Genomic DNA, 14,699 nt, shown 5'->3' with positions numbered 1-14,699 from the left:
CGCGACAGCACGCCCGACAAGCGTCCGGCTAACAGTCGGTTAACACTTGGCCCGAAACGGCTTGCCGCGCAGGATTATCACATCGGGCCGGTTCAGCACGGCGGGGCCGTGCCGCGGGTCCTCGCCGTAGCACAACAAATCAGCCGACGCTCCGTGGTCCAGGCCGGGCCGGCCCAACCAGCGCCGGGCATCCCAGCACGCCGCGCCCAATGCTTCGGTCGGACTCATCCCGATGTTCTTGAGTGCCTCGACCTCGTCGGCAATACGTCCATGTCGGACCGTGCTGCCGGCATCGCTGCCGGCATACACCGCTACTCCGGCCTCCCGCGCTGCGGCCACCCGTGGGTAGGTGCGGGTATACAGGTCGCGCATGTGGGCGGCGTAGGTCGGATAGCGGGTCGCCGAATCCGCGATACCCGGGAAGTTTTCGACGTTGATCAGCGTGGGCACCAATGCGGTGTGGTGTTCGAGCATCAGCGCGATGGTGTGGTCGGTCAACCCCGTGCCGTGCTCGATACAGTCGATTCCGGCGTTGATCAGACCCGGCAGTGCATCCTCACCGAAGACGTGAGCGGTGACCCGGGCCCCGTGCGTGTGCGCGGCACCGATGGCCGCCTCGAGGACGTCGTCGGACCACAGCGGGGCGAGATCGCCGACTTGGCGGTCGATCCAGTCGCCGACCAGCTTGACCCAACCGTCGCCGCGGCGGGCCTGCTCGGCCACCGCGGCCGGTAGCTGCGACTCGTCCTCGAGTTCGATAGCGAAACCGGGGATGTAGCGCTTGGGCCTGGCCAGATGCCTGCCGGCGCGGATGATGCGAGGCAGGTCGTGGCGGTCGTCGAGACTGCGGGTATCGGTCGGTGAGCCGCAATCACGCAGCAGCAGTGCGCCCACGTCACGTTCGGCCTCGGCCTGGGTGGCCGCCTCGTCGAGGGCGATGGCGCCGTGCTGCCCGAGCCCGACGTGGCAGTGCGCGTCCACCAGGCCCGGCAGGATCCAGCCGCCCCCGGAAGCACCGAAGACGGTGTCGGCGCCGGCAACGGGCTCGGTGCTGATGCGACCGTCGACGATCCACAGGTCGATCGGGTTCTCGTCGGGCAGCGCCAGGCCTCGCACGTGCAGGGGCACGGCGTGGCTACTTCTTGCCGGGGTTGCCCGGGAACTTGAGCTTGGAAAGGTCGAAGTCGGCCAGCCCGGGCGGCAGCTCGTCGAGGCCTTCAGGCATGTGCGACAGGTCCGGGAATCCTGCCGGCATACCCGGCATACCCGGCATGCCCGGCATACCCGGCGTGCCGAAGGGGCTCTTGACCTTCGGCGGTGTTGGACCGCGGGCCCCCTTCTTGCCCTTCTTGCCGGCTTTTCCTCGGGCCGCCTTGGATTTACGTGTCGCGGATTTGCGGCCCAGACCTGGGATGCCCATGCCGCCGAGCATCGAGGACATCATCTTGCGGGCTTCGAAGAATCGGTCGACGAGCTGGTTGACCTCGGAGACCGTCACGCCCGAGCCGTTGGCGATGCGCAGCCGCCGCGACGCGTTGATGATCTTGGGGTCGGCCCGCTCTTCGGGGGTCATCCCGCGAATGATGGCCTGCACCCGGTCGAGTTGCTTGTCGTCGATCTCGGCCAGCGCTTCCTTCATCTGACCCGCGCCGGGCAGCATGCCCAGCAGGTTGCCGATGGGGCCCATCTTGCGGACGGCGAGCATCTGCTCGAGGAAGTCTTCCAGGGTCAGCTCGCCGGCGCCGATCTTGACCGCGGCTTCCTCGGCCCGCTGGGCGTCGAAGACCTGCTCGGCCTGTTCGATCAGGCTCAGCACATCGCCCATTCCCAGGATGCGGCTGGCCATCCGGTCCGGGTGGAAGACGTCGAAATCCTCCAGCTTCTCCCCGGTGGAGGCGAAAAGGATTGGCACACCGGTCACTTCGCGGACCGACAGCGCCGCGCCGCCGCGGGCATCGCCGTCCAGCTTGGTCAACACCACACCGCTGAAGCCGACGCCCTCGCCGAACGCCTGAGCGGTGGCTACCGCATCTTGACCGATCATCGCGTCCAGGACGAACAGCACCTCATCGGGGTCGATGGAGTCCCGGATGGCGGCGGCCTGGGCCATCAGCTCCTCGTCGATGCCCAGCCGTCCGGCGGTGTCGACGATGACGACGTCGAAGTGTTTGGCCCGGGCTTCGGCCAGTCCCGCCGCGGCGACGGCGACCGGGTCGCCGGGTCCGGATTCAGGTGATGCGCCGGGATGCGGGGCGAACACCGTCACCCCGGCGCGTTGGCCGACGACCTGCAGCTGATTGACCGCGGCCGGGCGCTGCAGGTCGCAGGCCACAAGCAGCGGTGTGTGTCCTTGGCTCTTGAGGCGCGCGGCGAGCTTGCCGGCCAGCGTCGTCTTACCGGAGCCCTGCAGACCGGCGAGCATGATGACGGTCGGCGGCGTCTTGGCGAACACCAGTTCGCGGGTCTGGCCGCCGAGGATGCCGATGAGTTCGTCGTTGACGATCTTGACGACCTGTTGTGCCGGATTGAGTGCCCCGGACACCTCGGCGCCGCGGGCGCGTTCTTTGATCCGGTGGACAAACGCCCTGACCACGGGCAGCGAAACGTCGGCTTCCAGCAGCGCCAACCGGATTTCACGCGTCGTGGCATCGATATCGGCGTCGGTCAGGCGACCTTTGCCGCGCAGGCCCTGGAGGGCACTGGTCAACCGGTCGGACAGCGATTCAAACACGCCCGCCAGCCTAGCCGGGCACCGATACGGGCCTCACCATCGAGCCCGTGGGCAGGGCCGTGCCCGCGAAGCGGGACGGCCCTGTGCCGCGACATCTACACCGCCACGACGCGCCAGGGCAGATCGCGCTGAGGTAAATCTCGGTGAGTGCGTCCGGCCCAACGTGGCCGAGCCGAGCAGGGCGGCTCGCGAAAGAAACGCCTTGGCCGGTGACAGCGGGGCCGCCTTATGGCGTTTATGGCCCCAGCGGTCTACCGGTGAGTTTTCGCGCCGACTATGGGCTGCGCTGACGAGCTGCCCGACTTGGCCGCTGCACATTACCGACGATTGAAGGCAGTGCGAAAAGGATAATCAGGTCGCATGGTTGAGTTTCGAGTAATCGACCCACACGGCGCGATTGTCGCAACGAAGAATCTTGCCAGTGCCGAAGCCGCGCATGCCTGGTTTGACGGCTCTGTCGCGGACAAGTCCGAGCTGGGATGGCGTATGGAGGTCAACGACTCCGGGACGTGGGCGTTCTTCGACGACACCGGAGGTTTTACCGCGCTGGCGAGCCGCCGTCCCGCACGACACTGAATCGCCGTCTGGGCGACACCCGGATCGCTCCCATTTCTCTTCCGGGTTCGCAGACGGCGACTGGTCCCCATAATCGTGCTCCGATTCGTGCGACGGGCGGCTTGGCGGTCATTGCGCGAAACCAACTTCAAGCTTTCCGGTGCGACGGCAATCGCCCTCCGGCATTTTCCTATTCCCACAAGTCCCCTACGAGGACCGAGCCAGAGCGTTCCGAGCTTGCAGAGCTTTCACAGCCCTCAAGGGGCGACCAAACGCGCAAGCGTGGTGCCGTCGGAGGCCAACAGGTAGAGCTCACCTGGTGGGCCGGTCACGCTACGAGTGCGATCCAGCGCGGCCTGCACTCCGTACTCCACCTGCATGATGTCCGGATCGCACATCTTCTTGGTGTAGGAGAGCCCCGAAAAGGCCAGGACGGAACCATCCATTTCGTAGCGCCCGAAAAAGTGGTTGCAGCCCGAGAACCCTACCGCCTCGCCATTTGACAAAAGCTCCAATGTTGCCGCGATCGTCGTCGGCGTGGCTGCACCCATAACCTCGGCGAATCGCCAGGTTGTCCCCACCACGTCTGACGGGGCGGGCTCATCCAACGGCACCGTCTCCGGCCGACGAGCGTGTTCACCCGACCCGGTGCGGCTGGCCGACGCGGGGATGTAACCGACATCGCGGCCGCGCACCGGGCCGGCATCGGCCGTCGCGCGGATCGTGCACGTCAGAGCGACCACGAGGGCTGCGGCCGCACATGCGACCAGCCTGATGGCCAAACCTGACCGGCCATTGCCAAGCCTGGACATGCGGCGACGTGTGCGATGCCAAGAGCTACCCAGGCCGCTGAAAGCGACGATTTTCACCGCCCCCGCGTGGGCCCCCAGCGTGCGTCCAACCCGTCGGACGATAACCGCATCCCACAAATGCCACCTGAAATCATCACTGGCAGAGACGATCTGCTCGCCGTCGCGACTGAAAACCCCACTCTCCACCACGTGGAAGCCGGTCATCGGGATGACGGGCCAACCGATACGTCTGCCGGCCGCAGGTCGCACGCCGACGACGTGGTCCTTGCGGACGGCCCGGACGCCGACCCATTCACCCACCGACCCATCTCCTTCTTCCCGCTAAATCATTCCAGATCAAAGCAATTCAGCCGAGGGCTTTGCTTGCCTGCTTGCCGCCAGAACATCGATGCGTCGAGTCTCGCCTTTCCAGCGATGTGGCGGCAGGGCCTTTCGACTCTCGTCCGGGTCGACCGTCCATCACGGGCCGGGAACCGGTAGAGATCGACGCCGGCGCCGGAACGAGCCTCGGTATCTCCGGGGACCTTTGGCCCTACCGCGCCGGTTTGCGGGCGGCTATCGTTAACGAACGGGAGACTGTTCCGCGCTGATTTCGTCTGCACACGGTGCGATTCGCATCCTGAACCCCGCGGCTCAAGGAACGGGAAGTTGGAGGGAGTTAACGTGACCGGTAACAAGCTGACTCTGGAATTGCCGCCTTTTCTGATGGTGGAGAAGCTTCAGGAAGAGCCTGGCGATGAGGAACGCGCTGACAGCAACTTCCAAAGTTCCATTATCTACAACTGCTGCAGTCAATTTCCCTGTACGTTCTCGAAGTCCCGCTACTAGGCTCGACGGCACCGAGTTCAAACGTTGCCCAGGCGACGCCGTCGAGGCAGCGGGTTGTTGACGCGGGTTAGCCCCGAAGCCTCGGGACTGCTGCCGTCGGGGGTGATCAACACGTGCAAGTGAAAGGGCCGGCAACGCGGCCCGAGGTGGAACTGAGCCATGCGGAGCGCCTCGCGTTGGTGTCCCGAGCGAGTTCCCTGCGCGAACGCATCACGCATACAGATGCCTTCGACTCGGCCGGGGTTTCGCGTGAAGCCGCGGCACGGCTGAAGAAGTGGTGCAAGATCGTCGCCGACGGCGACGCCGGCCAGTTTCGCCGCCGGTTGTCGCTCGACTCGCTGGACCAGGAAAGCGTACGGGCATTGCTCGGAGACGTAGCGAGGCCGGAAGTCTTCGCCATGCCGACGTGGACTGAGGTGTTGGACGAGGTGTTACGGGCGGGCGCTGCCGGTGGCATCGGTACCGGAGGCGACCGCGAGCCGCCCTTTCTGCACGCGGATACGCCGGTGCCATTCGAGGATCTGCTGCTGCCATTCCTCGCCGTTGCCGAAAACCGGCTGACAGAAGCCGCCAGCGACTACCGCACGCTGCCGGTCCAGGTTCGCGGCAGCATGGAACATTCTCTGCTGCAAGCCCTCTCACGAATTTCCTCGCGGGTGCTGGAGTTGGAGTTCCGCACTTATCTGGCGTGCCGTCAACTCGACGGGCTGCCCTGTCCGGACCCCGCACGGGCACACGAGTCAAGGACCGCGTATCTGGAGTTTGTCGCGGACATCCGGAGAACCGGCTGGCGGCCCTTGTTCGCAGAGTATTGCGTGATGGCAAGGCTGATGGCGGTCGCTGTGCTGCAGTGGGTGGCCAACAGCGCCGAGTTCCTCGCCCGGCTGCGAGCCGACCGCGCAGACATCGGCCGGATCTTCGGTATCGCCAACCCCGGTGATCTCGCGGCCATCAAGATGGATTTGTCAGATCCCCACTTCGGCGGCAAGTCGGTGGTCGCCATCGAGTTCGCCACCGGGGAAATGCTGATCTACAAGCCGAAGGATCTGGCACTGGAAGCGGCGTACTTCCGCTTCACCACTTGGCTGAACACACTCGGTGCAGATCCCGCGTTTCCGGTGCTGAAAATGCTCGAGCGCGACGGATACGGGTGGGTGGAATTCATCGACAACCGGGCCTGCGAGTGCGACGACCAGGTTAGGCGCTTCTACCGCAGGTCAGGCGCGCTCCTGTGCTTGCTCTACGCCTTCAACGGCACCGACTTTCACTTCGAGAACCTGATCGCCTGCGGGGAATATCCGGTGCCGGTGGACCTCGAGACCATCTACAGCCATCCGATGGCCACCGACGATTCTGAACTCACGGATGAAGTCGCCCGGCGGCTGGGGCGATCCGTCTTGGCCACCCACTTCCTCCCGAATCCTGTCAAGGGCCAACACCGCCACTACGACATTTCGGCGATCGCGCGATCTGCGGATGAAGAAGGCGAATATGAAGTCTTGACCTGGCAGCACATCAACACCGACGGATTGGGATATCGATACGGAAGGGTCAAGGCCAAGCAGGGGGATAACCTGCCGCGTTTCGAAGAGCAATACCTGTCCCCGGACAGCAATGTCGAGGAGATTGTCGACGGCTTCCAGTCGGTCTACCGGCTATTGACGTCCCACCGGGAACAGCTTCTGGCGCCGGACAGCCCATTTCGCGAGATCTTCACTTACCCGGCACGTTTCATCCTTCGCAGCACCATGCATTACATGTCCGTCCTCAACAGCGCCTGCCACCCCGACTGCCTGCGCGAAGGCATTGACTTCGACATCCAGTTGGACGTGCTGTCGCGGCCGTTCCTGCATGACAAACGGCGGCTTGAGCTTTGGCCGCTCGTCCGCGAGGAGGTGGCGGCATGCTGGCGAACCGATGTACCGAAATTCACCGCGCGCGGAGACAGCGATTCGCTCGTACTGCCGTCCGGCGAAACGGCGCAAGCGTGTTTCACCGATTCCGCATTCAACCAATCGCAGCAGAATTTGTCGCATTTCGGCGAGGATGACCTCTGCTGGCAGGTCAAGCTGATCAGGGGGTCGATGGATGCGCGCGATGCAAGAAGATTCATCTGGTATGCCCCGCCCGCCGAGTACGACGACGAGCAGATGGAGCCGTTGGACCGGGCGCAATTGGTGGACCAGGCGGTCGCGTTGGGACGCGGTCTGGAACGCGCCGCAATTCGCCAAGCCAATGGCGAGCCGGGATGGCTGGTTCTCAAGAGCCTACCTCAGGGTGACGAATTCGCTTTGCGGGCAATGGAATTGGAACTCTACAACGGCCGGTGCGGGGTAGCGCTGTTCTTCGCCGCGCTCGAAAAGGTGGCCCCGGATCTCGGATTCGGTGAGTCGGCGCGGGCCGCCTTGGCGATCGTGCGCCGCTGGCTCGCCAAGGCCGACAGCCACGACATCGCATCGCTCGGGATCGGCGGCCTGCTGGGATTTCCCTCGGTGGCATACGCCCTCGCGCGCGTCGGGGTCCTGCTGGACGATGGCGGCCTGGTCGAAGAAGCGGTCGGCGCGGCCCGCCGGATCGGCCCGGAGATGGTGAACGGGGACAAGGCATTCGATGTCCTCGGAGGCGGGGCCGGAGCGATCCTGTGCCTGCTCGCGTGCTGGCGTGCCGGCAACGATCCGGAATTGCTCGCCATCGCCGAGGCATGCGGCCGACATTTACTAGACGCACGCAGCCCGACGGCCTCCGGGCACCGGACGTGGGCCACCCTTGCCGGCAAACACCTGACCGGCATGTCGCACGGAGCGGCGGGCATCGCCTACGCCCTGGCCGCGCTGTTCGGCGCAACGGACGAACGCGAATTCCTGGAAGCAGCCAGGGAAGCGGTGCGCTTCGAAGCTTCGGAGTTTTCTCCCGAAAAGAACAACTGGCACGACCGCCGGGAGGTCCGCTATCCGGGAATGACTGTGGACCAGCCCGGGTTTGGCGTGTTCTGGTGCCACGGCGCCCCCGGGATCGGCTTGGCACGCCTGGGTGGCCTGCCCGCACTCGATTCCCCTGAGATCCGTCGCGACATCGCGGCCGCGTTGGCAACCACCCGTGATTGCGGTCTGTTGCCACGCGATCATATCTGTTGCGGCAACATGGGTTTGGTGGAGACGCTACTGACGGCCGGTCAGGTGCTCGATGACCCATCATGGACCCGGGAAGCGCTCCAGATCAGCTCGCGCGTGGTAGCACGGGCCGGGCGCATCGGGGATTTCGCGATCACTTTCCGCCATGGCTTCCGAAGCCCGAACTTGTTCATGGGCGCGGCCGGAGTCGGCTATGAGCTGCTGCGCGTTGCCTATCCCGACGATTTGCCCGCGGTTCTGCTGCTGACGTAATCATCGGCCAAGCACGACCGGAGCACCGAGACCAGAGGAGCGAGAATGGACGATCCCCCGATCCTGACCGAGGACGAACTACGATCCGCGGTTCGCCAGGTGTTCAAGCGCGCCCAGACCGACTGGGAATTCCGCCAGCTATGCCTGTCCGATCCCGCCGCAGCGATTCGTCAGGTCAGCGGCAAGTCGCTGCCGTCCGGCTTCGCACTACAGTTCACGGACACGCGAGAATCCGTCGGCTGAACGTTCATTCACCCAACCGATTGCCCGCGCTTGCTCCACATGGAACTCTACGAAGTTGTCAGAGAAGCGGTGAACCCGCAGATGCTCCAACTCATCAAAGATTCACTGGTCATCTCGAAAGATGCTGCCTACGCCATGAACGGCGTGCCGCTGTCCGACACCAAGCACTTCGGGGACCGTCAATGCCCGGACAGCTGGGCGTGTTATAGCCACCCGGTATGCGAGGCACTGCTGCTCACGGTCGCGCCCGTTGTACGGCAGGTCAGCGACAAGGAGTTGGTGCCCACGTATAGCTACTGCCGGATCTATTGGAACGGCGCCGTGCTGGAAAAACACACCGACGGTGCGAGTTGCCAATACAGCGCATCGCTGTGCGTTGATGTTGACCCTGAGCCGTGGCCTCTTTACATGGCAGACACCGAACTAGTCTTGAACCCCGGCGATTTGGTCTGTTACCGGGGCATCGACGTGGTGCACTGGCGCAAGGCCTACACCGGCAATCAGCAGATCCAGGTCTTCTTGCATTACGTCGACAAGAACGACGAACACGCGGCGTGGGCCTTCGACAAACGGCCCACGCTGGGCTTCGACACGAAGGCGGCGGAAATCCGCACCCATGACCTCGTCCGGCAAGCGCTGGCCGCACACCAGCAGGGCCGTTCAGATGACGCTCGTGCGACGTGCGAAGAAGCCCTGCGCATCGAGCCGCGTCAGTTTGATGCCATGCACGTGTTAGGTGTGATTGCGCGTCAATCCGGGCAACCAGAGCGCGCGCTTGAGTTGATTTCACAAGCAATCGAGATTTACCCGAAGGACCCGGCGTTCTATCTGAACTTGGGCAAGACCCACCAAGACCTGGGTAACTCAACTGCTGCGATCGCCGCTTTCGAAAGCGCACTGCAGCTCAAACCCGACCTCGAGGCGGCGAAAGCTGCGCTGAGGACTGCTCGAGAACAACCATTGGGCCGGTGATGCTCGCGATGAAAGCCGCGTCTGTTGAGGCCGCCTTCGGCAAGCTCGGCGAGGGCATCGAAAGACAATGGCGCACTCTTGACTATGACCAGGACGCCTTCAACGCGATCGCGGTCGAGATGCTCGCCTCCGCCGGAATCGTCGGCTCGATCGGCTCCGAGGACATACTCGACTGGGCCATGACGTCGCGCCAGCTACCCGCGCAACACGACCTCGCAGCAACTTTCGGGCAGCCGCCGTTGACCATGTACCGGACCGAGCGCTTTCACGTGTCAGTGCTCTTCTGGCTGTCTGCGACCGTCTCCATTCACGAGCACGGCTTCGAAGGCGCATTCGGCGTCCTCGATGGCTCCAGCATCCACTCGAGTTGGACATTCGAACAGACGCTGTCGATCAGCACCAACCTCAAGCTCGGCACGGTCCGCCGTAACTCGACCGAGCTGCTGGAAATTGGTGCGATACGGCCGATCCTGGCGGGACCGTCCGGCGCGCATTCCCTGGTGCATCTGGATACGCCGTCGGCGACCGTGGTGATTCGCACCTGCGCCGACCCCCGTCACCACCTTCAGTACAACTACCTGGTGCCCGGTGTGGCCATCAATCCCGAATATCCCGACCAGACGCTCGTCAAGAAATGCCAGCTGATCAAGCTGATCGCGTCCCACTACCCAGATCGACTCGGTGCGCTCATCGACGCATCGTTGGCCGGCGCCGATGCTCTGTCCGAACTCGAACTGCTCTCGGCGGCAATCACGACCGGCGCGTGCCGCCGCTGGTTCCCGAGCGACAACGCAGCGGTCCCGGTACCCGCCGCGAGCGCGCCGTGGATCCAGTCCGTCGTCGACGAACGGCGCCGGGAAAGCATGTTGATGTCCCTGCGGAGCCGCAGTCAGGATCCGGCCCACCGGCTGGCGCTTGCCATCATCATGAACCACCTCGACGCCCCTACCGCCATCGAGCTCTTTGCCCGCAAGGGGTTCGCCGACCCGGTTGCGAGGATGGCGTCGGCAATCACCGAGCTACTGGCCAAGGGGCCGTTCAAGGAGGTCGAAGATCCTCCAACACCAACGCTGCTGCACGATGTGATATCCAGGTTGATCGATGGCTGGAGCCTGGACCAGATCCGATCGTCGTTCGCGGACAAAGCAAGTGGCACCACCACGGACCAGGAACTCCTGACGCTCGCGGAGATTCTTCGGCGCTCGACCTTCCTAGCCGACCTGATCCCGGCCGATCCGCTCATTTCACATCAGCGTTGCGTCGGGCCGACATCGTCGGTGTTCGACCATTGACCCGGTGCTGGCTGAGGCCCCCAGCACCGCAATCCGATCCGGCCGCGACCGCGATGGTGACGCTTCAGATGTCGATCGGCCTACCGTCTTGTCGATCGCGGTGCACTTTCGAAGCTAAGCCCCCTGCACCCCACTACGGTGTTGTGCGACAGTAACCGGATGCTGGCGGGACTACTACGGCACTATGCCTGGCCGTATCGATGGCTGATCGCGGTAGTTGCCGGACTCCAGCTGATCAGTACCCTTACGTCGCTGTACTTGCCGACGGTCAATGCGTCGATCATCGACAACGGCGTCGCCAAGGGTGACACCCACACGATCATCCGGCTCGGTGGGCTGATGCTGATGGTAACCGGCCTGCAGGTGCTGTGTGCGCTGGGCGCGCTCTACGCCGGGTCACGCGCCAGTATCGGGTTCGGCCGGGATCTACGGTCGGCGATGTTCGATCACGTCACCGAGCTCTCGGAACCGGACACGGCGCGCATCGGAACACCGTCACTGCTGACCCGCACGACCAACGACGTACGGCAGATCGAGGTGGTGGTGCAGATGACGAGCACCGTGCTGATCACCGCTCCGATCATGTGTGTCGGTGGCGTAGCCATGTCGATTCACCAGGATGTCGGCTTGTCGTGGCTGTTGGTTGTCAGTGTTCCGGTGTTGACGGTGGCGAGCTACCTGATGATCTCCCGAATGCTGCCGCTGTTCCACCGCCTGCAAAGCCTGATCGACAACATCAATCGCGTCATGCGAGAACAGCTTTCGGGTATGAGGGTGATCCGGGCCTTCGCCCGGGAGCGTTTCGAGCAACGACGGTTCACCAAGGCCAACCGCGACGTGTTCGTGACCGCGCTGGCGGTCGGTCGGTGGCAGGTGCTGATGGCGCCGGTGACGATGCTGGTGATCAACCTGTCCAGCGTGGCGCTGACGTGGTTCGGCGGCCTGCGCATCGACGCCGGGCAGATGCAAGTCGGCTCGCTGATCGCATTCTTGTCGTATTTCCTGCTGATCCTGATGTCCGTGCTGATATTGATGGAATTTCTCGAGCTGTTGCCTCGCGCGTCGGTCTGTGCCGGGCGCCTGGGCGAAGTGCTGTCGACGGCTCCGGCTATCACCAGCCCGCCGGACCGGAAGCGGCCGGCATACGGCATCGAGGGGGCGGTGCGGCTCGATCGGGTGACGTTTCGCTATCCGGGCGCTGATCGCCCGGCGCTGCAGAATGTTTCGTTGACCGCGTCGCCGGGAACCGTGACGGCGATCATCGGTAAGAGTGGTTCGGGCAAGTCGACGCTGGTATCGCTGATCTGCCGGTTCTACGACGTCGCCGACGGCGCGGTGCTGGTGGACGGAATCGACGTTCGCGACTACGACACCGAAGAGCTTTGGTCGGCGATCGGGCTGGTGCCCCAGCGCGGTTATCTGTTTTCCGGCACCGTGGCCGACAACCTGCGCTTCGGCCGGCCGGGTGCCAGTGAAGCCGAGATGTGGGAGGCGTTGCGGGTGGCCGCCGCCGACGATTTCGTCCGCGAGCATGCAGATGGCTTACACATGCAGCTGGCTCAGGGCGGCATCAATCTTTCCGGCGGGCAGCGGCAGATGTTGGCGATCGCACGCGCGGTGATCAACCGGCCCGCCGTCTATTTGTTCGACGACGCATTCTCCGCCCTTGACGTGCAGACCGACGCCCAGGTGCGCACCGCCTTGCGTGAGGTGGCCCCGGACTCGACGGTGATCATTGTGGCACAACGTATTTCGACGGTGGCGGCGGTTGACCAGATCGTGGTGCTCGACGCCGGCGAGGTGATCGGCACCGGCACGCATGATCGGCTTCTGGCGACGTGCCCGGCCTATGCCGAACTCTCCGAACTGCAGTCGCTGCGCGCCGATGTGGTGGGCTGGCAATGACGTCGACATCGGCTCCCGTCCAAGGGCAGCTCGAGAATTCCCGCGAGAAGCCGCAAAGCTTCACCGGGTCGGCGATACGGCTCGCGCAGCGCCTCACGCCGCACGCCGGATTGATCGCAGCGGTGCTCGCCGCCGCTATCGCCGGGATCGCGTTGGCGGTGGTCGGCCCCCGCGTTCTCGGTCACGCCACCGACCTGTTGTTCAACGGTGTGATCGGCAAGCAGCTGCCGCCCGGCCTCACCAAGGAGCAGGCGATCGCAGCGTTGCGGGCGCGCGGCGACAACGGTTTCGCCGATCTGGTGTCCGGGATGAATGTCGTCCCGGGCCAGGGCATCGACTTCGGCGCGGTCGCACGGACGCTGATGGTCGCGTCCGGCATATATCTGGCGTCGTCGCTGCTGCTGTGGGCCAAGGGCCGCCTGCTCAACGTCATCGTGCAGCGCACGATCCTGGTCCTGCGCGCCGACGTGGAGGACAAGCTGTACCGGCTGCGGCTGTCGTATTTTGACGGGCATCAGCGCGGCGAGTTGCTGAGCCGGGTCACCAATGACATAGACAACATCGAGACATCGCTGTGGATGACGATCAGCCCGTTGCTGACCGCGGTGCTGACAGTGGTGGCGGTTTTGTCGATGATGCTGTCGATTTCGTTGTTGCTGACCGTGATTACCGTCCTCACCGTGCCGCTGTCCATATGGGTCACCCGGGTGATCGCGCCGCGTGCACGGCGGCTGTTCGTGGAGCAGTGGGCCGTTATCGGGCGGCTCAATGCCCACGTCGAGGAGACCTACAGTGGGTTGCCGTTGGTCAAGACCTTCGGTCAGCGCGCGCGTGCCCAGGAGCGGTTTCGCGACCTCAATGCCGGGGTCTACCGCGCCAGTTTCGGCGCCGAATTCCTGTCCGGGCTGATCTCGCCGGCGGCCGAGTTCATCGCGAACCTCAACTACGTTGCCGTGGCCGTGCTCGGTGGTATGCAGGTGGCGTCGGGACACATCACGCTGGGCAGCGTGCAGGCGTTCATTCAATATGTGCGCCAGTTCAACCAACCGGTCATCCAGATCGCCTCGATGTATTACGTCGCTCAGTCGGGGGTGGCGAGCGCCGAGCGGGTCTTCGAGTTGCTGGACGCCCCGGAGCAGGAACCCGACCCCGCGGCGACGCTGCCGGCGGCCGTCGAGCCGGGATCATCCGGGCGGGTGGAGTTCCAGCAGGTGAATTTCAGCTACCGACCGGGCATCCCGGTGATCAAGGATGTGTCGCTGGTCGCCGAACCGGGAACCACGGTCGCGATCGTCGGACGTAACGGATCGGGTAAGACCACGCTGATGAACCTGCTGATGCGGTTCTACGAAGTCGATTCGGGTCGAATTCTGATCGACGGTGTGGACATCGCGACCGTGAGCCGGCCCTCATTGCGTTCCCGGATCGGGATGGTGCTACAGGACACCTGGCTGTTCGAGGGGACGATCGCCGACAACATCGGCTATGGGCGTCCGCACGCCAGCCGCGACGAAATCACCGCGGCTGCAAAAGCAGCCTGCGTGGACCGCTTCGTCGAGACGCTGCCCGACGGCTACGACACGCGGATCAGCGATGAGGGTGGTGACGTCAGCGTCGGCGAAAAGCAACTGATCACGATCGCTCGGGCTTTCCTGGCCCGCCCGCAGCTACTGATCTTCGATGAAGCCACCAGTTCGGTGGACACCCACACCGAGGTGCTGATTCGGCGGGCTATGCGTGAGCTGCGCCGTGGACGTACGAATTTTATTATCGCTCATCGCCTTTCAACTGTCCGCGCTGCCGATATGATCCTCGTGATGCAGGGCGGGAAGATCATCGAACGTGGCACCCATGCCGAGTTGCTGGCGCGCCGCGGCGCCTATTATGCGATGACCCGGGCCTGAACCGAAGCCTGCGGCCTACCGGTGACTAAAGGCCCTTGTAGGGATTTGCGGCTGCGGCCGACAGTAAACCTCTA

At 64.2% G+C, this 14,699-nt stretch carries 12 protein-coding genes; 8 read left to right on the top strand and 4 right to left on the bottom strand.

Going from position 1 to position 14,699, the window contains the following annotated elements:
- Positions 1 to 39 precede the first annotated feature (39 nt).
- Entirely contained in the window at positions 40 to 1,128 is a 1,089-nt protein-coding gene (locus tag MKAN_RS23095; RefSeq protein ID WP_023372303.1) for a metal-dependent hydrolase family protein, read from the bottom strand.
- A 7-nt stretch (positions 1,129 to 1,135) separates the two neighbouring features.
- Positions 1,136 to 2,731, bottom strand: coding sequence for a signal recognition particle protein (gene ffh / locus MKAN_RS23090; RefSeq protein WP_023372302.1), 1,596 nt, complete (start codon positions 2,729 to 2,731; stop codon positions 1,136 to 1,138).
- 360 nt (positions 2,732 to 3,091) lie between these two features.
- Between ffh and MKAN_RS23085 the strand changes: the two genes are divergently transcribed.
- On the top strand, positions 3,092 to 3,307 hold the full coding sequence (locus MKAN_RS23085) for a hypothetical protein (RefSeq protein ID WP_023372301.1): 216 nt from the start codon (positions 3,092 to 3,094) through the stop codon (positions 3,305 to 3,307).
- A gap of 236 nt (positions 3,308 to 3,543) precedes the next feature.
- Here MKAN_RS23085 and MKAN_RS23080 read toward each other — a convergent pair whose 3' ends face one another.
- Positions 3,544 to 4,302: an META domain-containing protein gene (locus tag MKAN_RS23080; RefSeq protein WP_041327414.1), complete on the bottom strand. Its 759-nt coding sequence runs from the start codon at positions 4,300 to 4,302 to the stop codon at positions 3,544 to 3,546.
- 459 nt (positions 4,303 to 4,761) lie between these two features.
- On the opposite strand from MKAN_RS23080, the gene MKAN_RS30785 reads away from it, so the two are divergent.
- A complete protein-coding gene (locus MKAN_RS30785; protein WP_155254713.1) occupies positions 4,762 to 4,926 on the top strand; it encodes a hypothetical protein in 165 nt (54 codons plus the stop codon).
- A gap of 431 nt (positions 4,927 to 5,357) precedes the next feature.
- Here MKAN_RS30785 and MKAN_RS32230 read toward each other — a convergent pair whose 3' ends face one another.
- A complete protein-coding gene (locus MKAN_RS32230) occupies positions 5,358 to 5,546 on the bottom strand; it encodes a hypothetical protein (protein WP_225722987.1) in 189 nt (62 codons plus the stop codon).
- Between MKAN_RS32230 and MKAN_RS23075 the strand changes: the two genes are divergently transcribed.
- The 6 genes from MKAN_RS23075 to MKAN_RS23050 all read left to right on the top strand — a co-directional run bounded on the left by MKAN_RS23075 (position 5,484) and on the right by MKAN_RS23050 (position 14,625).
- Positions 5,484 to 8,309: a type 2 lanthipeptide synthetase LanM family protein gene (locus tag MKAN_RS23075; protein ID WP_225722960.1), complete on the top strand. Its 2,826-nt coding sequence runs from the start codon at positions 5,484 to 5,486 to the stop codon at positions 8,307 to 8,309. The two genes, MKAN_RS32230 and MKAN_RS23075, sit on opposite strands and share 63 nt — an antisense overlap.
- Before the next feature lie 45 nt (positions 8,310 to 8,354).
- Complete coding sequence (locus MKAN_RS23070) at positions 8,355 to 8,552, top strand: hypothetical protein (RefSeq protein WP_023372298.1); 198 nt, start codon at positions 8,355 to 8,357, stop codon at positions 8,550 to 8,552.
- A gap of 39 nt (positions 8,553 to 8,591) precedes the next feature.
- Positions 8,592 to 9,524, top strand: coding sequence for a tetratricopeptide repeat protein (locus tag MKAN_RS28935; RefSeq protein ID WP_023372297.1), 933 nt, complete (start codon positions 8,592 to 8,594; stop codon positions 9,522 to 9,524).
- Positions 9,521 to 10,816: a hypothetical protein gene (locus MKAN_RS23060; protein ID WP_023372296.1), complete on the top strand. Its 1,296-nt coding sequence runs from the start codon at positions 9,521 to 9,523 to the stop codon at positions 10,814 to 10,816. The genes MKAN_RS28935 and MKAN_RS23060 overlap by 4 nt, the downstream gene beginning before the upstream one ends.
- A 159-nt stretch (positions 10,817 to 10,975) precedes the next feature.
- The gene (locus MKAN_RS23055) at positions 10,976 to 12,721 is read left to right on the top strand and encodes an ABC transporter ATP-binding protein (protein WP_036391972.1); all 1,746 of its coding nucleotides are present in this window, start codon (positions 10,976 to 10,978) and stop codon (positions 12,719 to 12,721) included.
- Entirely contained in the window at positions 12,718 to 14,625 is a 1,908-nt protein-coding gene (locus tag MKAN_RS23050) for an ABC transporter ATP-binding protein (RefSeq protein ID WP_023372294.1), read from the top strand. The genes MKAN_RS23055 and MKAN_RS23050 overlap by 4 nt, the downstream gene beginning before the upstream one ends.
- The last annotated feature ends 74 nt before the right edge of the window (positions 14,626 to 14,699 follow it).

The sequence above is a fragment of the Mycobacterium kansasii ATCC 12478 genome (assembly GCF_000157895.3).
GTDB classification, from domain to species: Bacteria; Actinomycetota; Actinomycetes; order Mycobacteriales; family Mycobacteriaceae; genus Mycobacterium; species Mycobacterium kansasii.
The sequence above is the reverse complement of the archived record's forward strand: the minus strand, read 5'-3'. Positions and strand labels throughout refer to the sequence as shown.

Bases quoted from the DNA above. Each gene is read 5' to 3' on its own strand.
- MKAN_RS23085 (WP_023372301.1), top strand. From the start codon at position 3,092: ATGGTTGAGTTTCGAGTAATCGACCCACACGGCGCGATTGTCGCAACG.
- MKAN_RS23080 (WP_041327414.1), bottom strand. From the start codon at position 4,302: ATGACCGGCTTCCACGTGGTGGAGAGTGGGGTTTTCAGTCGCGACGGC.
- MKAN_RS32230 (WP_225722987.1), bottom strand. From the start codon at position 5,546: ATGTTCCATGCTGCCGCGAACCTGGACCGGCAGCGTGCGGTAGTCGCT.
- MKAN_RS23070 (WP_023372298.1), top strand. From the start codon at position 8,355: ATGGACGATCCCCCGATCCTGACCGAGGACGAACTACGATCCGCGGTT.
- MKAN_RS28935 (WP_023372297.1), top strand. From the start codon at position 8,592: ATGGAACTCTACGAAGTTGTCAGAGAAGCGGTGAACCCGCAGATGCTC.
- MKAN_RS23055 (WP_036391972.1), top strand. From the start codon at position 10,976: ATGCTGGCGGGACTACTACGGCACTATGCCTGGCCGTATCGATGGCTG.
- MKAN_RS23050 (WP_023372294.1), top strand. From the start codon at position 12,718: ATGACGTCGACATCGGCTCCCGTCCAAGGGCAGCTCGAGAATTCCCGC.